Annotated in this window: 19 protein-coding genes; 1 reads left to right on the forward strand and 18 read right to left on the reverse strand. The window is 71.9% G+C overall.

Going from position 1 to position 19,013, the window contains the following annotated elements; all coding sequences use genetic code 11:
* Positions 1-9: 9 nt before the first annotated feature.
* The 6 genes from ACTJJZ_RS14295 to ACTJJZ_RS14320 all read right to left on the reverse strand — a co-directional run bounded on the left by ACTJJZ_RS14295 (position 10) and on the right by ACTJJZ_RS14320 (position 6,651).
* A complete protein-coding gene (locus tag ACTJJZ_RS14295; RefSeq protein ID WP_440721856.1) occupies positions 10-1,026 on the reverse strand; it encodes a magnesium and cobalt transport protein CorA in 1,017 nt (338 codons plus the stop codon).
* Positions 1,027-1,112: 86 nt separating this feature from the next.
* Positions 1,113-2,393 (reverse strand): serine hydrolase domain-containing protein, encoded by a 1,281-nt coding sequence (locus tag ACTJJZ_RS14300; RefSeq protein WP_440721857.1) that lies wholly within the window; start codon positions 2,391-2,393, stop codon positions 1,113-1,115.
* A 134-nt stretch (positions 2,394-2,527) separates the two neighbouring features.
* Complete coding sequence (locus ACTJJZ_RS14305) at positions 2,528-3,226, reverse strand: response regulator (RefSeq protein WP_440721858.1); 699 nt, start codon at positions 3,224-3,226, stop codon at positions 2,528-2,530.
* Complete coding sequence (locus tag ACTJJZ_RS14310) at positions 3,223-4,548, reverse strand: sensor histidine kinase (RefSeq protein ID WP_440721859.1); 1,326 nt, start codon at positions 4,546-4,548, stop codon at positions 3,223-3,225. Before ACTJJZ_RS14310 ends, ACTJJZ_RS14305 begins: the two co-directional genes overlap by 4 nt.
* Positions 4,545-5,138 (reverse strand): hypothetical protein, encoded by a 594-nt coding sequence (locus tag ACTJJZ_RS14315; RefSeq protein ID WP_440721860.1) that lies wholly within the window; start codon positions 5,136-5,138, stop codon positions 4,545-4,547. The genes ACTJJZ_RS14310 and ACTJJZ_RS14315 overlap by 4 nt, the downstream gene beginning before the upstream one ends.
* A gap of 124 nt (positions 5,139-5,262) precedes the next feature.
* Positions 5,263-6,651 carry an ATP-dependent DNA helicase gene (locus tag ACTJJZ_RS14320; RefSeq protein WP_440721861.1) on the reverse strand — a complete coding sequence of 463 codons (1,389 nt, stop codon included), beginning with the start codon at positions 6,649-6,651 and terminating at the stop codon, positions 5,263-5,265.
* 89 nt (positions 6,652-6,740) lie between these two features.
* Between ACTJJZ_RS14320 and ACTJJZ_RS14325 the strand changes: the two genes are divergently transcribed.
* Positions 6,741-7,862 carry a hypothetical protein gene (locus tag ACTJJZ_RS14325; protein WP_440721862.1) on the forward strand — a complete coding sequence of 374 codons (1,122 nt, stop codon included), beginning with the start codon at positions 6,741-6,743 and terminating at the stop codon, positions 7,860-7,862.
* Between the two features lie 58 nt (positions 7,863-7,920).
* Here ACTJJZ_RS14325 and ACTJJZ_RS14330 read toward each other — a convergent pair whose 3' ends face one another.
* From ACTJJZ_RS14330 to ACTJJZ_RS14385, 12 genes are all read right to left on the reverse strand, one after another.
* A complete protein-coding gene (locus tag ACTJJZ_RS14330) occupies positions 7,921-9,984 on the reverse strand; it encodes a cytochrome c oxidase assembly protein (RefSeq protein WP_440721917.1) in 2,064 nt (687 codons plus the stop codon).
* A 241-nt stretch (positions 9,985-10,225) separates the two neighbouring features.
* Complete coding sequence (locus ACTJJZ_RS14335) at positions 10,226-10,513, reverse strand: HU family DNA-binding protein (RefSeq protein WP_045250850.1); 288 nt, start codon at positions 10,511-10,513, stop codon at positions 10,226-10,228.
* Between the two features lie 271 nt (positions 10,514-10,784).
* A complete protein-coding gene (gene rpsN, locus ACTJJZ_RS14340) occupies positions 10,785-11,090 on the reverse strand; it encodes a 30S ribosomal protein S14 (protein WP_440721863.1) in 306 nt (101 codons plus the stop codon).
* A gap of 3 nt (positions 11,091-11,093) precedes the next feature.
* A complete protein-coding gene (gene rpmG, locus ACTJJZ_RS14345) occupies positions 11,094-11,264 on the reverse strand; it encodes a 50S ribosomal protein L33 (RefSeq protein WP_440721864.1) in 171 nt (56 codons plus the stop codon).
* Entirely contained in the window at positions 11,264-11,500 is a 237-nt protein-coding gene (gene rpmB, locus ACTJJZ_RS14350; RefSeq protein WP_345184126.1) for a 50S ribosomal protein L28, read from the reverse strand. Before rpmB ends, rpmG begins: the two co-directional genes overlap by 1 nt.
* A gap of 156 nt (positions 11,501-11,656) precedes the next feature.
* A complete protein-coding gene (locus ACTJJZ_RS14355) occupies positions 11,657-12,460 on the reverse strand; it encodes a DNA-3-methyladenine glycosylase (RefSeq protein ID WP_440721865.1) in 804 nt (267 codons plus the stop codon).
* A complete protein-coding gene (locus ACTJJZ_RS14360) occupies positions 12,460-14,217 on the reverse strand; it encodes a hypothetical protein (RefSeq protein ID WP_440721866.1) in 1,758 nt (585 codons plus the stop codon). Before ACTJJZ_RS14360 ends, ACTJJZ_RS14355 begins: the two co-directional genes overlap by 1 nt.
* Positions 14,207-15,052, reverse strand: coding sequence for a TIGR03943 family putative permease subunit (locus ACTJJZ_RS14365; protein ID WP_440721867.1), 846 nt, complete (start codon positions 15,050-15,052; stop codon positions 14,207-14,209). The genes ACTJJZ_RS14360 and ACTJJZ_RS14365 overlap by 11 nt, the downstream gene beginning before the upstream one ends.
* Complete coding sequence (locus ACTJJZ_RS14370) at positions 15,045-16,052, reverse strand: permease (RefSeq protein WP_440721918.1); 1,008 nt, start codon at positions 16,050-16,052, stop codon at positions 15,045-15,047. The genes ACTJJZ_RS14365 and ACTJJZ_RS14370 overlap by 8 nt, the downstream gene beginning before the upstream one ends.
* 67 nt (positions 16,053-16,119) lie before the next feature.
* On the reverse strand, positions 16,120-16,521 hold the full coding sequence (locus ACTJJZ_RS14375) for a Fur family transcriptional regulator (RefSeq protein ID WP_440721868.1): 402 nt from the start codon (positions 16,519-16,521) through the stop codon (positions 16,120-16,122).
* A gap of 340 nt (positions 16,522-16,861) precedes the next feature.
* A complete protein-coding gene (locus ACTJJZ_RS14380) occupies positions 16,862-18,154 on the reverse strand; it encodes a cell division initiation protein (protein WP_440721869.1) in 1,293 nt (430 codons plus the stop codon).
* A 208-nt stretch (positions 18,155-18,362) separates the two neighbouring features.
* On the reverse strand, positions 18,363-18,941 hold the full coding sequence (locus ACTJJZ_RS14385) for a DUF1349 domain-containing protein (protein ID WP_440721870.1): 579 nt from the start codon (positions 18,939-18,941) through the stop codon (positions 18,363-18,365).
* Between the last annotated feature and the right edge of the window lie 72 nt (positions 18,942-19,013).

Here is a 19,013-nt window from a genome sequence, read left to right on the forward strand (position 1 = left end):
TCGGGGACCCTACAGCCAGCCGCGCTTCTTGAAGACGACGTAGAGCAGGAACGCGCCGCCGACCATCAGGCCGATCGCCATCGGATAGCCGAGCGGCCAGGCGAGTTCGGGCATGGCGCGGAAGTTCATGCCGTAGATGCCGGCCACGATCGTCGGCGCGAAGAAGATGGCCGCCCAGCTGGAGATCTTCTTGACCTCCTCGCCCTGGCGCATGCTCTCCTCGGTCATCCGGCGCATCTCCTCGTTCTGCCGGCGCGCGACGATCGTGGCCTCCACGGTGAGGGCGTTGTCGAGGTTCGCCCGGAACGTGGCCACCCGCTCGGAGAGGTTCAGGATGTGGTCGAGCACGTCGCGCAGGTAGCGCTGCAGCTCGAGGTCGACGGCGTACCTCGCGGATCCGCGCAGGAGCGCCTCGAGCATGGGCTGCAGCGGCTGGGTGGCCTTCTGGAAGTCGATCACCTCGCTGGACAGCTCGTAGATGCGCTGCGTGACGTCGGCCTCCTCGACGAAGAGCTGCGCCTCGATCTCGTCGATGTCGTTCTCCAGGCCCGCGAGCACCGGCGAGTACTCGTCGACGAGCTCGTCCAGGATCGCGTACAGCACGGCCTCCGGGCCGCGGGCGAGCATCTCCGCGTCATGCTCCATGCGACCGCGCACCCGGCTCAGGCTGGGCGACTCGGCATGCCGGATCGTGACGACGAAGTTCGGACCGACGAACACGTGCAGCTCGCCGAACTCGACCTCCTCGGTGGCGTCGAGGTAGCGCGCCGGCCGCAGCACGATGAACAGCGAGTCCCCGTAGCGCTCGAGCTTCGAGCGCTGATGCCCGGTGAGGGCGTCCTCGACGGCGAGCTCGTGCAGGCCGAACTCGGCGGCGACCTGCCGCACCTCCCGCTCGCTCGGCCGGTACAGGCCGATCCAGCCCATCCCGCCGCGCTCGTGCATGAGGCGGAAGGTCTCGTCCAGGGTGACGGGCGTGTCCGTGCGGACCCCGTCCACGTAGACGCCGTTGTCGACGATGGCCATGCTGCCCCCTCGGGTCTGCTCCGCGGCCGGCGCGGGCGCGGTGCTCGCGATCCGACCGGGAGGGTGCGGAGGTCGTGCGGGCCGGATCAGCCCTGCGGCAGCGGACAGATGGCCGCACCGTCGACGGCCTTAGCGTAGTCTTCCGGCGTGAACGGCAAGGCGAACGTGCTCGCCTTCTGCCCCTTCGCCGCGGGGGCCTTCGAGGCGATCGCGGCGAGCTCGAACGCGAGGTTCCCGATCATCGCGCTTCCGGCGCTCGAGTCGTTCAGCACGACCGCGACCGTGAATCCGCTCGCCGGATCCGAGTACGCGGCGGTCAGGTAGCCGGCGGTCATGCCGTGCTGCCCGATCATGGATCCGACCAGGAACGCCCCGCCGGTCGCCTGGTACCAGGACGGCGCGCCGTCGGCGGCGGGCAGCGGCGACCCGAATCGCTTCGGCGCATCCTTGGTGCGCAGCGCCTGCGACGCCTCGGCCTGCGCGTACCGCCCGAGGTCGGCGATCGTCGAGGTCACGCCGGAGTCGGTGTATCCCATGCTCGACGAGCTCTCGGTGATGTCCGCGGGCTTGGCGCACTGGTAGGCGCCGTTCTCCTGCGGCAGGTACGACCCGTCGAGCGCCGGGGCCGGCTTCGGCGCGGCGGGCGTCACGCCCGGCAGCGCCGTCGAGGTCAGGCCGAGCGGGACGGTGACGTACCGGTGGATCAGCTGCGACGCGGTCTGTCCGCTCGCGCGCTCGAGGGCGAGCCCGAGCAGCAGGTAACCGGCGTCGGAGTCGCGGTAGGCGGTGTGCGCCGGGGTGCGGTTCTGGCCGAGACCGTAGGACGCGAGCTCCTTCGGATCCCACACCCGATCCGGGTTGTGCAGCCAGATCGGCAGGGCGGTGCTCTCCGACGACCCGATGCCGGCGGTGCCGTTGCACAGATCGAGCAGGCTCACGTCCTGCAGGTCTGCCACGCCGGAGACGTAGTCGGTGATCTTGCCGTCGAGCTTGACGATGTCCCGATCGGCGAGCGCGTACAGCACGTCGCAGGTCATCAGCCGGGTGACGTCGCCGATCCGGAACGACATGTCCGTCTTGACCGGCGTCTTGTCGCCGGCCGAGACCGTGCCGAGGCCCGCCGTCCAGGATCCGCTCCACGGGGCCCAGACGCCGACGATCGCTCCGCTGGCGCCGCTCGCCGTCATCGAGCGCTGCACGGCCGCCTTGAGCTGGTCGCGCACGTCGGAGGGGAGCGAGCCCTGCACCTGCGGCTTCGGGCTGTAGCTCGGGGCGGCGTTGCCCTCGGTGCAACCGCTCAGTGCCAGCACCGCGACGACGGCACCCGCCACCAGCGCCCCCGCTCGGCGAAGAGTGATCCGACGCATTCAGCCCCCTGACATTCCTCACGATTCTAAGCGGACGCTTCGACAGTCCCCGTCATCCTCGAGGATGATCCCCGAGCCCGGCGCCGGATCGTGATGTTCGCCGGGCGGGTACCCGGCGTCGACCCGGCGTCGGCTCAGGACCTCGTGCCGAGTCCGATCGCGATCGCCTGCGCCCGGTCGCGCGCGCCCAGCTTCGCGAACAGGGCGTTGATGTGCGTCTTCACGGTGGACACCCCGACGAACAGCGTGTCGGCGATCTCCGCGTTCGAGCGCCCCTGCAGCATGAGCGCGAGGACCTCGCGCTCGCGCGCGGTGAGCACGGGGAACCGGCCCGCGAGCGCCTCCGCGGAGGCGGGGCCCGGATCCGCGTCGCCCGGCGCCTCCGCTCGCGCGGTGACGTCGTCCGGTGCGCCGATCCGGCCCAGCAGCACATCGCGCACGGGCTCGGAGAAGGTGGACTGCCCGGCCGCGACCGCCCGGATGGCCGCGGCGAGCTCGGCTCGCCCCGCGTCCTTGGTGAGATAGCCGCGGGCGCCCGCCCGCAGCGCGGCGAGGATGTCGGCGTCGTCGGCGAAGGTCGTCAGCACCAGCACGGCCGTGCCCGGCGTCTCCGCGGCGACGCGGCGGGTGGCCGCGACGCCGTCGAGCACGGGCATGCGCAGGTCCATCAGGGCGACGTCGGGCGCCCGCTCCGCGACGAGCGCGACCGCCTCGGCGCCGTCCGCCGCGACCCCGACGACCTCGAAATCCGGCACCAGGCCGAGGACCGTCTCGAGCCCCTCGCGGATGATCGCCTGATCGTCGGCGATGACGATCCGGACCGGGCCGCTCACGCCGCCGCCTCGACGCGCAGCACGAAGCGGTCGTCCGCTGCGGCGGACTCCGCGGGCAGGATCCCCGCCTGCACCGCTCCGCCGAGAGCCTCGAAGCGCTCGCGGACCCCGCGCAGCCCGTAGCCGCCGCCGGTCGCCGCGAGCTCGGTCCGGGCCACGGCGGGCGCAACCGTCCCGGCGCGGTCCCTGCCCGCGCCCTCGCGGACGGGGATCCTGTTCTGCACGATGCACTCCACCCGGTCAGGATGCCAGACGACCTCGATCCGCGCGTCCGCGCCCGGCGCGTGCTTGCGAGCGTTGCTGAGCCCCTCCTGCACCGCCCGCACCAGGGCCTCCGCCAGCGCCTCGGGGATCGGGCGAGGCGCGCCGGTGCTGCGCCGCTCGGCGCGCCCGCCGATGACCTCGTGCGCACGCAGGAGCGCGTCGATGCGCTCGGTGACCTCGGCGGGGCCGACGCTGCGGAGCGCGTGAGCCGCGGCGAGGCCGCCGTCCGCCGCGTCCTCGTCCGCGGGCTCGCGCAGGGCCCGCACCGCCTCCCGGGCCTCGCGCAGCCCCTCCACCGCGAGCTGCCGTGCGGCCGTCACCCTGGTCGCGGCGCTTCCGGCGTCGCCCGCGTCGAGCAGGGCCTCCGCGGCGTCGAGCTGCACCACCAGCCCGCCCAGGCTGTGCGCGAGCACGTCGTGCAGATCGCGGGCGATCGCCACCCGTTCGGCCGCCGCCTGCGCCCGCAGCGCCTCGGCGCTCGCCCGTTCCCGCTCGGCCAGCAGCGACTGCTGCGCGCGCCGGCTGAACCCGGCGACGACGGTGAACACCAGCCCGACCAGCACCGCGAGGAGTCCGAGCACGTTCGGACCGGAGGATCCGCCCGCGCCCGTCGCTGCCAGCAGCGTTCCGGCCACGGCGGAGAGCGCCCCCGCGAGCACGGTCCCGCCCCACACCGGCGGCGACGCCAGGCGGTCGCTCGTGACGAGCATGATCGCGACGATGAGCACGGCGGTGCCGAGTCCCTGCGTCGGCACCGCCGTCAGGCCTCCGGCCAGCACCATCAGGCCGTGCAGAGCGCCGGCCAGGACGCGCTGCATCACGGAATCGCTGCGCGGCGTGCGCGAGGTCTCGCCCCGTTCCTCGGTCCGGGAGGCCTGGGACCCTCGTCGTGCGGCGAGCAGCGTCCGCACCACCCAGGCGAGAATCCCCGCGACCGCCAGCGCGAGCGCCCACGCCGCGATGACGTGCGCGGTCCGCCACAGGCCGTATCCCACGGCGAGAGCGCCGGCGAGGTTCATGCCGGCGCTCCACCAGGTGAGCGGATTGATGCGGGTCACCGAACCATGATGCGCCCGGATCCGCCCTGCGCGGTGCTGCGGCGCAGAGCCGGCCCCTGAGCCAGTCGGAGGACCCGGGTGTGCAGCACGAGCACGCGCGCCCCGCGATTGGCCGCGAGCACGAGCAGGATCAGACCGCCGGAGATGCCGAGGTGGCTGCCGAGCGACTCGAACGCGAAGGTGAGCCCGACCCGCACGCCGATGAGCACCACCCAGAGTGCGAGGCCCCACGGCCCCGTGCGGGTCTCGAACTCGGCGGCGGCCGCAGCCGCGGCCTTGGCGGACAGGCCGGCGGTGACCGTTGCCGAGCCGGCGGGGCGGACGATCGGGCGGATGTGCGCGATCGCTCCCATGCCGGCGCCGACCGCGAGGGCGATCACGAGCTCGACCACGAACGCGATGACGTCGATGAGGCCGAGCGCCCGGCCGTTCAGCGACTGCATCAGCAGGGCGGCGCCGACCACGACGGCGAGCGCGGGGAAGGTCCAGTCCCGGCCGCCGAGCACCGGGCGCCAGGTCATCTGGCGCACGGCGATCCAGCCCACCGCGACGAGGATCAGCAGGATGTTGGAGAGCACGGAGAGGTTCATGTCCTCGATGCTCCTCGGATCCCCGATTCCGGGGCACCACCCTCGGGTGGAGATCCGCGGGCGGACGGGTGGAGATCCGCGGACGACCGCCCGAGCGGTCTCCTCTTCTCGCGTCGCGGCGGGCCTAACCGCCGACCTGCGGCGTCGAATCGCCCTGCCGCGCCTCCCAGGCCGCGCGCATGAAGCGGCGCACGTCCTCGTCCACGCGGATGTCGCTCGGGCGCAGCGGGCGCGTCAGGTACAGCCCCTCCAGGGAGGTCAGCCGCGACAGCGCGACATACGTCTGCCCGGGGGCGAACGCGCCGGAACCGAGGTCGACGATCGCGCGGTCGTAGGTCTTGCCCTGGGACTTGTGGATCGTGACCGCCCAGGCCAGCCGGAGCGGGAACTGGGTGAACTCGGCGACCACCTCGCGCGAGAGCGTCTTCGTGCCGGGGTTGTAGATGTAGCGGTAGCGCTCCCAGACCGCGGGCTCGACGTCGACCTCCTCGCCGTCGATCTCCACGCGCACGGCGTCGCCGAGGATCCGCACCACCGTCCCGATCGTGCCGTTCACCCAGCGCGGCGGCTCGGGCGCCGCGGAGATGTCGTTGCGCAGGAACATCACCTGCGCGCCCTCCTTGAGCTGCAGCTCCTGGTCGGCCGGGTAGTTCGCCTCGCCGCGGCCGAAGTCGCCGGAGATGTCGGCCTTCGCCTTCTGCACCTTGCCGGGCAGGGCCGCGAGATGGCGGGCGTTGATGCCGTTCACGATGTCGTTGCGCGTCGCGAGCGTGATGATCGGGATCTCGCCCGGCGCCGGGTCCGGGGGCGTCCGCGCCCCCGCCGTGTTCAGCGCCTCCGCGATCTCCGCCGTCACCCGGCCGTAGCGCACGGCGTTCAGCATGGCCTTGAAGCCCGCGTCGGCCTGGCGATGGATGTGCACGAGCTCCCGCACGTGCAGCGTGGCGCCGTGCCGACCGAGATCGATGAGTCCGTCGTCCGCGCCCGCGTCGCCCGCCCACACCTTCGCGTCGAAGAACCAGAACGAGCGGTAGTGGTCCCGGATGTAGCGCAGCTCGTCGCCGCGCGGCGGCACGGGGGCGAGCTGATACGGGTCGCCGAACATCACCACCTGCACGCCGCCGAACGGCTCGCCTCGCCGCCCGCGTGCCTGCCGCAGTGACCGGTCGATCGCGTCCATCAGATCTGCGTTGACCATCGACACCTCGTCGATCACGAGCGTGTCGATCGCGTTCAGGATCTTGCGGGTCGCGTCGGACTGCTCGATCTCGCCGTCCGCGATCAGCCCGATCGGCAGCCGGAACAGCGAGTGGATCGTCTGACCCTCGACGTTCAGGGCCGCGACCCCGGTCGGGGCGCACACCGCGATCTGCTTCTGCGTGTGATAGGCGAAGTGCTGCAGCAGCGTGGACTTGCCCGTGCCGGCGCGGCCGGTGATGAACACGTGCTCACGGGTGTCCTCGATCAGCCGGAACAGTTCTTCCTGTTCGGCGGAGAGGGTGGGCGTGCTCACGGTCTTCGGAGTCTACCTTTCGCCCGAGCGGGTCGCCTCACGTCGACCCATTCGGTATCCACGCAGGCTCTGCTTCGTAGACTTGCGCCATGGTGCAGTCGGCGGGGGTGCTGGCGCCGGGCGCGCGGCGTCGCCGGGCGCGGACGGCGCGACGCGCTGCATCGGTGTGGTCGGATCTCGCTGTCCTCGCCCTCGTCGGGGTCGTCCTGGTGGCCGCTCTGGGCGCCGGCGGGATCAGCGTGTACCGCGAGTTCTACAGCCCCTCCGCATTCGTGACGCGCTATCTCGACCTGCTCTCCCAGGGCCGCGCCGCCGACGCCCTGCGGCTTCCCGGGGTCGCGATCGAGCGCTCCGACCTCGACCAGGGATCCTTCCGCAACGCCTCCGACGCGCTGCTGCGCCGCGCCGCCCTCGCCCCGCTCACCGATGTGGCCGTCACCGAGGAGCGGCCCGACCGGGACGCCACCGCGGTCACCGTGCACTACAAGGCCGACGGCCATCCCGGAACGTCGACCTTCCGGATCCGCCAGACCGGCTGGATCGGCATCGCCCCGTCCTGGGGGTTCGCGCAGAGCCCGCTGTCGGTCGTCGACCTCACGGTCCGCGGATCCGACCGGTTCGCGGTGAACGGCTTCGAGCTCGACCGCCGGCAGGTCGCGGCGAAGGGGGCGCAGGCCTCGCCGCTCGACCCGGTGCCGCTGCTGGTGTTCTCGCCCGGGCTGTACTCGGTGTCGGTGAAGACCGCGACCGCCACCGCGGACGGAGTCGGCGTGCTCGCCGACAAGCCGCTCGCCGAGGTGCCCCTCGACGTGCAGACGCACCCCACGGACGCGTTCGTGAAGATCGTGCAGCAGCGGGTCGACGAGTTCCTCACCCAGTGCGCCACCCAGAACGTGCTGCAGCCCACCGGCTGCCCGTTCGGCATGACCGTGCCGAACCGCGTCACCCACCCGCCGACCTGGAGCATCGTCTCCCTGCCGGCGGTCACGCTGCAGCCGTCGGGCGCGGGCTGGAAGATCCCGCCGACCCCCGCGACCGCGCACATCGTGGTCGAGGTGCAGTCCCTGTACGACGGATCCCTGAGCGAGGTGGATCAGGACGTGCCGTTCCATGTCGACGGGACGATCCAGTTCCTGCCGGACGGCTCCGCGTCGATCAGCATCACCTCTCCGGATCAGTCCCCGACCGAGGACCACAGCGACCAGGGCTGACCCGCCGGGCTCCGCGCCGGTTCGCGCCGCTTCCTGACGAGCCGTGCGGTCGACCGGGTCAGCGCCCGTGGGCGGCGGAGCGGCGATCCTTCTCGGCCAGCGCCGCGAGTCGGGCGTTGTACTCCTCGAGCTCCGCGTCGCCGGTGCGGTCGGCGTGCCGGTCCGCCCGCTTCTCCGCCTTCGCGTCGCTGCGGCTCCACTGGATCGCGACCGTGATCGCGAGGATCAGGGTCGGGATCTCCCCGACCGACCAGGCGACACCGCCGCCGACGTACTGATCCTGCAGCGGCGTCGCGCCCCAGGTGCGCCCCATCGCGCCGAACCACTCGGCCACCATCAGGCCGGACTGCATCATGATCGCCATGCCGAAGAAGGCGTGCGTGGCCATCACCGCGATGAGGGTGATCAGGCGTCCCGCGTAGGGCAGGCGCCGGGGCACCGGATCCGCCCCGATCAGGCTCAGCACGAAGAGGTACCCCGAGATCAGGAAGTGCGCGGTCATCCACTCGTGGCCGAGGTGGTCGGTCATCGCCCAGCGCACCAGATCGGTGAAGTAGAACGCCCACAGCGACAGCACGAAGATCGCCGCCGCGACGAACGGGTTGGTGACCACCCGCGAGAACGGCGACTGCACCGCCCACAGGATCCACTCCCTGCCCCCGCGGGTGCCGTCCGAGCGCTTGCCGATCGCACGCAGGGCGAGCGTGACCGGGGCTCCGGCGACCAGCAGCAGCGGGATCGCCATCGACAGCATCATGTGGCCGAGCATGTGCACGCTGAACAGGTACTCCTGGTACGCGTTGATCGCGCCGCCGGTCACCCAGACCAGCCCCAGCATCCCGAGCACCCAGAAGATCGTGCGGTGCAGGGGCCAGGCGTCGCCGCGCCGGCGCAGCCGCCACACCGCGGCCAGATAGAGGAACACCCCGAATCCGGCGATGACCGCCCAGACCAGGTCGATGTTCCACGCCGTGAACCACCGGTCGGGGGTGAGCGCGGGCGGCAGCGGGGATCCGGTGAGGATCTCGGCCGGGGTGCGCACGGCCGCGGCCTCGGTGCCGGTCGGCGGGGGCGTGCGCGCCAGGGCCACGGCGAGACCGGACGCGATGCCCATCAGGCCGAGCTCGAGCAGGACCAGCAGCCAGAACGCGCCGGCGCCGCGGTTCGAGCCGCCGGGGGCGCGGGAGGCGCTGGTTCCGCCGCTGTCGCCGACGTCGAGCCTGGGGATGAGCCGGGTGCGGTAGCGGGCGCCGAGAGCGCCGAGCAGGATCAGCACGACCGCCTTGGCCACGATGATCCCGCCGTACGGGGTGAGCATGCCGGCCCAGTCCCCGACTGCGACGATCGAGCGGGCCACGCCCGAGACCGCCACAACCACGTAGGCCATGAGCGCGAGCGACGAGTAGCGGCGCACGAGCGCCGTGAAGGCGACCGCCCGCCGGGCCTCGCCTTTCTTCGGCCGCTTCGACGTCCGGGCCTCCGCGCCGCCGCCCGCGAGCTCGGTGGAGGATCCGCGCAGCACGATCAGCAGCAGCAGACCGCCCACCCACACCGCGGCGCCCAGCGTGTGCAGCAGCAGGGAGTTCACCGCGGCGTCGTGGCCGCTGAGGTCGCCCGCATGCCCCTGCGTGGCGAGCGGGACGAACACGGCGGCCGCCAGGAGCGCGGTGAGCAGCGTCGCCGTCCAGCCTCGGAACGCGAAAGCGGCGATCGTGATCACGGCACCGCCGATCACGGTCTCCAGCCAGGCCTGGCCGAGCGGCAGCTCGAGCAGGAACCGACCGAGCTGCGCGCCGAACTCGGGTCCGGCGCTGAGCTTCACGCCCAGGGTCTGCAGGAACGTGAACAGGCCCGCGACCGCGCCGGCGACGGTGAAGACCGCGGCGCCGATCGACGCGGTGTCCAGCGCGATCTCGAACGATCGCACACCGCTGCGCAGCCCGAACAGCGCGAGCACGAGGGAGCCCAGCATCGCCGCGGCAGCCAGATCCTTCACGAGGGTCGCGATCGGCAGCCCCCAGCGCACCACAGGGCCGGGATCGAGCAGCAGGTTCGGTGCGGCGCCCCCGCCGAAGGCGAGACCGGCGACCACGCCGAGGACGGCCGCGATCACGAGGATCACGGGCCCGGTCACGCGCAGGGAGGCGGATCCGGAGACCGCGGAGGTCGATCCCGCGCCGGTCGAGGGGCGGGCGGACGGTGCCGCCGCCTTCCGCGGCACGGGGCGGGTCGAGGGGCGATTCACCCCTCCAGCCTAGGCGCGCGCCTCTCGGCATCAGCCGGGAGCGCGTGCCGTGCACGCGGCAGGACGCAGGAAGGCCGCCCCTCGCGGCGAGGGGCGGCCTTCCGAGGCTGTGCCGGGATTACTTGACGGCGGCCTTGAGCTTGGAACCAGCGGTCACCTTGACGCGCTTGCCGGCCGGGATCTTGATCTCGGCGCCGGTCTGCGGGTTGCGGCCCGTGCGGGCGGCGGTCGCGACCTGCTCGAAGGAGATCCAGCCCGGGATCGAGACCTTGCTGCCCTTGGCAACAGCGTCCGAGACCGTGGCGAACAGGGCGTCGAGAACGCCGGAGACAGCAGCCTGGCTCTGGCCGGTGGCGCTGGCGATGCTCGCGACGAGCTCGGTCTTGGTGATGGACTTGTCAGCCATTTCATCCTCCAGCGACGGGATCCCGTCGCTTCGTATCAGAGTTCCGGATGGGCGGATGCCCCCCGTTGGTCGAACGACCGCCTTGAATGTATCAACCAAACCCCGGTTTTCCGCGTCATTTCGCGGGTTTTGACGTTTTCCGGCGGCGTGTCGCGCCTCATCCGTCACAGCAGTCCCACGTCGGAACCGCTGTTCGCCGATCAGGCTCCCGGGATCCGGACATGCAGAAGGGCGGGGATCCGAAGATCCCCGCCCTGTGAAGCACTGCTGCTTACCAGCTCGACTTGGTCACGCCGGGCAGCTCGCCGCGGTGCGCCATGTCACGGAAGCGGACACGCGAGATGCCGAACTTCGTGAGGACGCCACGGGGGCGGCCGTCGATGACGTCGCGCGAACGCACACGGGCCGGCGACGCGTTGCGCGGCAGCTTCTGCAGGCCGACGCGGGCGGCCTCGCGGGCCTCCTCGGTCGCGTTCGGGTCGACCAGGGTCTTCTTCAGCTCGGCGCGACGCTCGGCGTACCGCTCGACGACGACCTTGCGCTGCTCATTGCGAGCGATCTTGCTCTTCTTGGCCATGGATCAACGCTCCTCTCGGAATTCGACGTGCTTGCGGATCACCGGGTCGTACTTCTTCAGCACGAGACGGTCGGGGGTGTTGCGACGGTTCTTCTTGGTCACGTAGGTGTAACCGGTGCCTGCCGTCGAACGCAGCTTGATGATCGGACGGATGTCCTGAGCCTTCTTGGCCATTAGAGCTTCACACCCTTCGCCTGGAGGTCAGAGACAACCTTCTCGATGCCACGGGCGTCGATCACCTTGATGCCCTTGGCGGACACGTTCAGCGTGATCTTGCGACCGAGCGACGGAACGAAATACGTCTTCTTCTGCACGTTCGGGTCGAAGCGGCGCTTCGTCCGGCGGTGCGAGTGCGAGACGTTGTGACCGAAGCCGGGAACAGCTCCGGTCACCTGGCACACTGCTGCCATGATGACTCCTTCTATACCGTGAGGCCGGACGGCCCCACCCAAGATCCCTTGTCTGCACGCCTCTCGCACGACATCGGGACCCTTCGACAGGCTCAGGGTCCGGAGTGGGAGCGGGAGGCATACGAACTGCGCACAGGAGTGTGCGCAGACAAAGAGCTACTTTAGCACGGATCCGATCCCGGGCGTGTCGGCCGCGGCCGCCGCAGCACCCCTGCCCCACCGGAACGGCGAGACCGTCGGATCGCCCGGGATCCAGTACCGCCATGGGAACGCCGCGGTGCCGGCGTGCCCGGCGACGCCCACGCGCGGCCCCGCCGCGATCTCGTCCAGCGGCTCGGCGAGCCAGAGCTCGGCCACCACACCGTGCAGCTCGGTGCCGGTGATCGCGTCGATGCCGTCATGCCGCGGGTGCCGCAGGCCCGCGGCCTGACCGAAACGGCCGGGACCCCGGGCGAGGTCGCGGAGCTGCCGCGGCCCGATCTCAGGACGGATTTCCCGCTCCGGCGTGATCCGCGCGGTTTCCGCCGTCTCTGTCGAATCCGTCCTGAGAACGGGAACGATGCCCCGCCGCTCGCCCGCCACGTCGATGCCGACCTCGACCTCGCCGGCGCGCAGCAGCACACCGCCGGCCACCCCGTCCGGCCCGCACACCACGTTCACGCAGGAGTGGATGCCGTGGCTGAGGTAGACGTACAGGTGCCCCGGCTCACCCCACATCGTCGCGTTGCGCGCCGTCCGGCCCATGCGGGCGTGGGAGCCGGGGTCCGCCAGCTCGCCCGTTCCGGCGCCGTGGTACGCCTCGACCTCGGTGATCCTGAGGCGCACCTCTGCGCCGTCCACGACGGTGCGCAGCCGAGCGCCGAGCAGGCGCGGCGCGACCTCGACGGGGAGCGCGAGCAGGTCGGATCTGGCCGCCCGCCGGAGCCCTTCGCCGAGGGGCGGGAGCGCGGAGCCGGTCATCAGCGGTGCGGCGCCGCAGCGCACCAGGACGGATCGAAGCCGGCGAGCACGACGCGCTCCTTGCCGGTCTTCGTGTCCAGGATGTGGGTCTGCAGCGTGGTCGGCAGCGGCAGCAGCGATTGGTCGTACGGGTTCTGCACCAGGTTCGGCGCCACCACCACCGCGCTGTACTGCCCGCTCGGCGACGGGCACGCCTGCATGATGGCGTCGGATCCGGTCACGCTGAACAGCTTGACCGCCTTGCCCTTCTCGTCGACCCGGGTGATGATCTGTCCGGTCGGCAGCCCGGTCGCGTCGCGGGTCGCGACCTGTCGCAGCGTGCCGCCGGGGAACGGCGCGATCGTGCTCGGCACCCCGAAGTCGGGGGTCGATGCCGCGAGCGGCTTCTGGGTTCCGTCAGCGAGGTTCAACTCGACCAGGTCGTTCGCCCTGCTGACGATCGCCGTGTAGGTGCCGCGGGAGATGCCCTCGATCGTCTGCGCCGGCCCCAGCGCGGTGGGCGCCCCCTTGGCCGAGGAGCGGTCCTCGACGTAGAGAGCGCCCGTGAAGTCGATGAACAGCACCGAGGAGGTGTCCGGCACGAAGGCCCATTGCGCGGTGCTCGGCAGCTTGTCGCCGATCTTGACGATCTGCGGGGTGTCGTCGCCGGTCAGCGACTGCGTGACCAGGACGCTCGCCCGCCCGCCCGCCGCGCTGATGCCCTTGTCGGTGAAGGTGTAGCCGACCAGGTTGCCGCGCTCGGACACCTGCATCGAGGACACGAAGCCGGGACCGGGCAGCGGCAGCTCGCGCTGGTGCTTGCCCTGGCGGTCCATCACCAGCAGGGTCGAGGTGCCGTCCTTCTCGGTGCTGACCACGAGACGGTCGGCCGTAGTGCGGAAGTCGTCGATCCCCTTGTGCTGGAACACCGGCACGGCGTTCTTGCCGCCGAGATCGGTGAGGAAGATCGTGTCGTCGCCCGAGGCGTTGCGCTGCAGCAGGTAGATCGTCGACTTCGGGGTCTGGAACGTCGCCTGCAGGGTGCCGGTGCGCTGATGGTCGGTGCCGGTGACGTCCTTCACGGACACGGAGTACGTGGTGTCGTCGTCGAGCGGCACCGTGAAGCGGATCCCGAGCATGCGTCCCGAGGTGTCGACCGTGAACGGCGCGCTCGGGGTGACCGTGACCTGCGACGCAGAGACCTTCGCGATCGGCTCGCTCGCCGTGAGCAGCATGCGCGTGCCCGATGCGTCGATCGCGGACTGCGCGTCGATCTTCACCCCGGTCACGCGCGGACCCTGCAGCAGCCCGACCAGGCCGAACCCGGCGACGACGAGCACGAGCACGCCGACGACCGCGCCGATGATCAGGGGGAACCGGCGGCGCCCGCGCTCGGCGGGTTCCGGCGCGGCGTGGGGTTCCCAGGCCGGTTGCGGGATCGCGGCAGGAGGCGCTGTCACCGAGGTCGCCGGGGGGACGGCCTGACTCACCTCGGCGGCGGGCTCCGCGTCGCGGATGTCGGGCCGGTCGGGAACGCCGTCGGGGGATGCGGGGTTCGGGGTGCGGCGCGGCCCGGGGGCCGCCTCAGCGGTCTGCCCAGCCGCGGGGGCCGCGGGGCTCTCCACGGCCGTCGGGTTCTCCGAGGAGGCCGCATCCGAGGCCACGGGGCTCGCCGAAACCGCGGCGCTCGTCGAGGCCGCGTCCGCGGCTTCCTCGGCCGCGCGACGGGCGCGCAGCTCGGCCCGGGTGAGCGGGCGATCCGCGTCGTCAGTGCTCATAGGGGTCCTTCGGCTGCGGGATCTTCGAGACGCTGGCCGGCACGATCGAGAGCTTCCCGTCGGCGGCCGCGCGGACCACGCCCTTCACCTGCACCCAGTCGCCGACCGTGTACTGGCTCTTCCAGCCGCTGATCTGCACCGGCACGGAGGCCGGCTGCGCATCGATCACGCAGTGCGAGATGACCATGCGGGTCAGGTGCGCCTGATCCGTCGCGGATCCGTCCGGTGTGAGGAAGCCGGTGAGCGTCACCGTGGTGCCATCGTACTTCTCCGGGCGGGTTCCCGTGGCGAACGTGCTCGCCCACGCGCCGACCCCGAAGGTGCTCGTGTCGGTGTTCGCGCCCAGCGCCACGTTGTCGGCGCCGGCGAAGAGCACGTTGCCGACCGGGGCGCGCTGCAGCGCCATGTCGACCGACAGCGCCGCCGGCGGCAGCAGCAGCGCCCCGGCGGCGACCGCGGTGGCGATCACTCCCCCGGCCCCGGCGAGCGCGATCCCCGCCACCCGGCGCACCGACCGCCGCGGCGCGTGCTCGTGGCCGTCGTGCGGGCGGCCGTCGTGCTCGTGCGCATCCGGCGCCGCGCCGTGGTCGTGCCCGTGGTCCTGCTCGGCCCCCAGCGGGAGCGCGCACGACCACACGACGCCGATGAGCGTCACGATCGCGGCGGCGATGGCGAACCAGACCGTCTCCGGGCTGATGTACAGGGTGAGCCGGCCGGTGATGCCGAGCACGAGGGTGGTGACGGCGAGCAGCGTCGCGAGCCCCGCACCGAGCCAGCGGGTGCCGAGAAATCCCGCTCTGCTCGTCGTCTCAGACGGCGCCGTCCGCTCAGACAAGGACGTTCACCCCGATCCCCAGGGCCAAGCCGAACAGGATCACGATCGTCACGATCCCCGCGAGGGTGCGGCCGGTGAACGTGGTGCGCAGCAGCGCGATCATCTTGATGTCGACCAGGGGCCCCACGAGCAGGAACGCGACGATCGCACCCGGCGAGAAGGTGGAGGCGAACGACAACGCGAAGAAGGAGTCCACGTTCGAGCAGATCGCGACCGAGATGGCGAGCGCGATCATCGCGACGACCGAGAGCAGCGGATTGGATCCGATCGCCAGCAGCACGTCGCGCGGCACGATCACCTGCACGGCTCCGGCGAGAGCGGATCCCACGATCAGGGCGGGCATCACGGCCCGCAGCTCGACCAGGAACTGCGCGAGGCTGCGCCGGGTGGGAGTGCCCAGCTCGTGCGTGACGACGTCGCAGGTGCTGCGGAAACGCTCGGTCAGCAGCGCGTCCGGCGAGGGGTGCCGGCTGTAGACCCAGCCGATCAGGTTCGCGACCGCGTAACCGCCGACGATCCGCGCGACCAGGATCCCGCCGTCCCAGCCGAACGCGGCCTGCGTGGTGAGGATCACGATCGGGTTCACGATCGGCGCGGCGATGAGGAACGTGAGCGCCTCGGACGGCGCGAGACCGCGCATCATCAGCCCGCGCGCGAACGGCACGTTGCCGCACTCGCAGACCGGGATCAGCATGCCGAGCAGCGACAGCACGGCACGCCGCGCCCAGCCGCGCCGGGGCAGGATCCGCTCGATCACCCCGTCCGGAAGCCACACCTGCACCACGATCGAGAGCAGCACACCCAGGATCACGAACGGCAGCGCCTCGAACAGCACGCTGAGCGAGAGCGTCAGCCCGTCCTGCAGGCGGTTGGGCAGCGATGCGCGGAAGAGGTGCGGAGCGAAGACGTCGATCGCCACGAGCGCGGCGATCACGGCGGTGCCGACCACGGCGGCGATCGCGGTCCTGCGTCCGGACAGCCCCGGCGGCGGGGTGCGCAGCGCGTGCGGGATCGACCTGTCGCGCTCGGACGCGCGCCGGCTCTGAGTGGTCGCGGTCACGCCGGCGTCACGCTTCCGCAGCGGCGTCCGCGCAGGTCGCGCAGAGCCCGAAGATGTCGACCACGTGCTCCGCGTCCCGGAAGCCGTGCTGGGCGGCGGTGCGGCGCGCCCACTGCTCGACGTCGGTCGCCTCGATCTCGACGGTCAGTCCGCAGGATCGGCAGATCAGGTGGTGGTGGTGCCCTTCGGTGTGGCACGCGCGGTAGAGCGCCTCGCCCTCGGGGCTCTGCAGCGAATCGGCCTCGCCCGAGGCCGCGAGCCCGGCCAGCGCCCGGTACACCGTGGCCAGCCCGATCCCGGTGTTCGCGTCGCGCAACGCCGCGTGCAGCGTCTGAGCGCTCACGAAGCCGCGCGCGTCCGCGAGCTCTTCGCGCACGCGTTCGCGCTGCCACGTGTTCCGCTGAGCCATGCCCCGAGTCTAGATCCGCCTCCTGGCCCGGGGCTGGGAGGGCACCCTCCTGCCGCTGAGCGGCACCGCGTCACCTCCGGGACCGCGGGGACCGCCGGGCCCCGCGAGGCCCGGGATGGGTCGCGGCGCGCGCCGGATCCGCTGGGCCACCGCACGTTGGCCGGATCCGCCGGGCCCGCGGGGCCCACCGCACCCTGGCCGGATCCGCGAGATGGAAAACGTCGCTCGCAGAGGCCTGCCGGCAGCGAGATCCATCTTCGTCCGCCCCGTTCCGCCTTGTGGAGATGGAAAACGTCGCTGCGAACGGTTTCGCAGCGACGTTTTCCATCTCCGGCGGAAGTCAGTCCGTCTCGGCGTCCCCGGGCTCGCTCTCCGCAGCGGGAGCGGATCCGGATCCGGTCGCCTCGCTGCCGAGGGCGCCGTCGGGACGGATCAGCTCGCGCACCTCGGCCATGAAGCTGGTGAGCTGCTGCTGCTGCCAGCGCAGCTGACGGGCGCGGTCGTCGGCGTCGCGGACCACGTTCGCGGTGTGCGCGGTGACCATGTCGACGATCTTCTGCGACTTGGTGCGGGCGCGGTCCAGGGTCTCCCTGGCGCGCACCTGCGCCTCGGCCTCGATCGCGTTCGCCTGCGATCGCATCAGCCGCTCGTAGTCGTCGGCCTTCGCGGAGATCCGCTCGGCGTGCGCGAGCGACGCGGCGACCTGCTCGTTCGCGTCGGCGGTGATCCGCTCGGCGTGCGCGACGGCCTGGTTGTGCAGCACCAGGAACTCCTGCTGCGCATCGTCCTGACGGCGGGTGATGGACTCCTCCATCTCCAGCACGCGGGCGTTCATCTCGCGCACCTCGCGCTCGGCCGAGACGCGCAGGTCCGTGGTCTCGCGCGTGACCATCGCACGCAGCGCCGCGGCGCCCTTCTCGGCCTCGGTGCGGATCGCGTGCGCCTCCTGCTCTGCGTGGTTCACCTTCTCCTGCGCGTGCGCGGCCTCGCGCTCGATCTGCGCGGTGTGCGCGGTGAACTCGGTCTCCATCTTGAGGCGGATCTGATCGGCGTCGCGCTCGGCCTGCGCCGTGATGCGCGCCACATCGGCCTCGAGCTCGGCGCGCTTCGTGGCCGCCTCCTCGCGGGCGGCCTCGAGCAGCCGTTCGGCCTGGACCGCGGCGTTCTGGATGAGCACGCTCGCCTGCTCCTCGGCCACACGCAGCACGGTCTCGAACTGCGAGCGCGAGGTGGCCTCGTCGATGTCGTCCTGGGATCCGGCGAGCGCAGTGCTCAGCGACTGGATCTGCTGCGCCGATTCGGCCGCCTTCGCCTGCGCGGTGGCGAGGTCGGCCTCGAGCTGCGCGATCCGCTCGGCCTGCGCGGCCTGCGCCTTCTCCCGCTCGGTGCGGTGCGCGGCCTCGGCCTTGTCGAGCTCCGCGCGCAGGTGCGCGTCGGTCTTCGCGCTCGACTCGGTGGCGCGGCGCAGCTCCTCCTTGAGGGCGGTCAGGTGCGCGTCCACCTCGGTCTTGTCGTACCCGCGGAACCCGATCGTGAACGCCTGCGGGCTGGACGGGCTCTCCAGCAGCTGATCGAAGAAGTCCCCTTGCGGCGCCTTCTCGTCGGTTGCTCGGTCTTCAGCTGCCCTGTCCACGGTCGGCGCCTTTCTGATCGTTCCCCCCTCGGGGCGTCGCGGGGGCACGCCGGAACGAGTGGTTCGAAAAGGGGGGAATCGCGCCGCCCCGGCCTCCTGGGTGCGGGGCCGCGATCCGCGCGCGATGTCGTGATGATCCTAACCCGCGGCATGGCGCGCCCGGGAGTGCGGATCCACGCCGGAATGCCGATCCGGAAGCTCCGCGCCGCTAGTGTAGCTGCGCGTCCGGCGCGGTACCCCGCCAGGAGTGGAATCGCACGGTCAGCCCGGCGCGGGTCGGCGCACAGACGAACGGCCCCGCCGAGGCCTCGAGCCCGGGCGCGAAGGGCACGACGCGGACGAGCTGCAGCTCCCCGTCCTCGACCGCGGCACGGATGGTGAGAGCGTCGCCCGAGCGGCTCACCCGGATCCGGATCCGCTGCCCCAGCCACCCGGGGACCGGAGCGAGCGACCAGTCGGAGCGGCCGTCGGTCACGACGGCGCCGAGCTGCAGCCGGCCGTCGGCGAACTCGACACCCGCCTTGACCCAGTGCTCCGCGGAGACGCGGACGAAGATCCCGGCCTGATCGAACTGCTGGGAGAACGCGGCGGTGAACTCGACCTCGACGGCGCTCTCCGGCTCACAGGGGGCGACGAGGGCGTGCTCGTTGTCGTGGATGAAGCCGTAGGAGGTGAGCCGCCAGGCGTCGCTGCCCTCGGCGGCCGTGACGAGGAGGTCGGTGCCGTCCTCCACGGCGGAGACCGGCGCGTGGGTCCAGACGCCGTCCGTCCAGGCGATGTCGGTCATCGGTCTCTCCTTGCGCTGTCGGATACGGCGGGGCGACGGGCGAGAGGGCCTCGGCAGCTCCCCGCCGCAGCC

This window comes from Microbacterium sp. 22242 (genome assembly GCF_052045495.1).
In the GTDB taxonomy this organism is placed as follows: Bacteria; Actinomycetota; Actinomycetes; order Actinomycetales; family Microbacteriaceae; genus Microbacterium.

What these genes read in the sequence shown, in the direction of transcription:
- ACTJJZ_RS14295 (WP_440721856.1), bottom strand. Translation starts at nt 1,026, where the DNA reads ATGGCCATCGTCGACAACGGCGTCTACGTGGACGGGGTCCGCACGGAC.
- ACTJJZ_RS14300 (WP_440721857.1), bottom strand. Translation starts at nt 2,393, where the DNA reads ATGCGTCGGATCACTCTTCGCCGAGCGGGGGCGCTGGTGGCGGGTGCC.
- ACTJJZ_RS14315 (WP_440721860.1), bottom strand. Translation starts at nt 5,138, where the DNA reads ATGAACCTCTCCGTGCTCTCCAACATCCTGCTGATCCTCGTCGCGGTG.
- ACTJJZ_RS14325 (WP_440721862.1), top strand. Translation starts at nt 6,741, where the DNA reads ATGGTGCAGTCGGCGGGGGTGCTGGCGCCGGGCGCGCGGCGTCGCCGG.
- ACTJJZ_RS14335 (WP_045250850.1), bottom strand. Translation starts at nt 10,513, where the DNA reads ATGGCTGACAAGTCCATCACCAAGACCGAGCTCGTCGCGAGCATCGCC.
- rpsN (WP_440721863.1), bottom strand. Translation starts at nt 11,090, where the DNA reads ATGGCCAAGAAGAGCAAGATCGCTCGCAATGAGCAGCGCAAGGTCGTC.
- rpmG (WP_440721864.1), bottom strand. Translation starts at nt 11,264, where the DNA reads ATGGCCAAGAAGGCTCAGGACATCCGTCCGATCATCAAGCTGCGTTCG.
- rpmB (WP_345184126.1), bottom strand. Translation starts at nt 11,500, where the DNA reads ATGGCAGCAGTGTGCCAGGTGACCGGAGCTGTTCCCGGCTTCGGTCAC.
- ACTJJZ_RS14355 (WP_440721865.1), bottom strand. Translation starts at nt 12,460, where the DNA reads ATGACCGGCTCCGCGCTCCCGCCCCTCGGCGAAGGGCTCCGGCGGGCG.
- ACTJJZ_RS14360 (WP_440721866.1), bottom strand. Translation starts at nt 14,217, where the DNA reads ATGAGCACTGACGACGCGGATCGCCCGCTCACCCGGGCCGAGCTGCGC.
- ACTJJZ_RS14375 (WP_440721868.1), bottom strand. Translation starts at nt 16,521, where the DNA reads ATGGCTCAGCGGAACACGTGGCAGCGCGAACGCGTGCGCGAAGAGCTC.
- ACTJJZ_RS14385 (WP_440721870.1), bottom strand. Translation starts at nt 18,941, where the DNA reads ATGACCGACATCGCCTGGACGGACGGCGTCTGGACCCACGCGCCGGTC.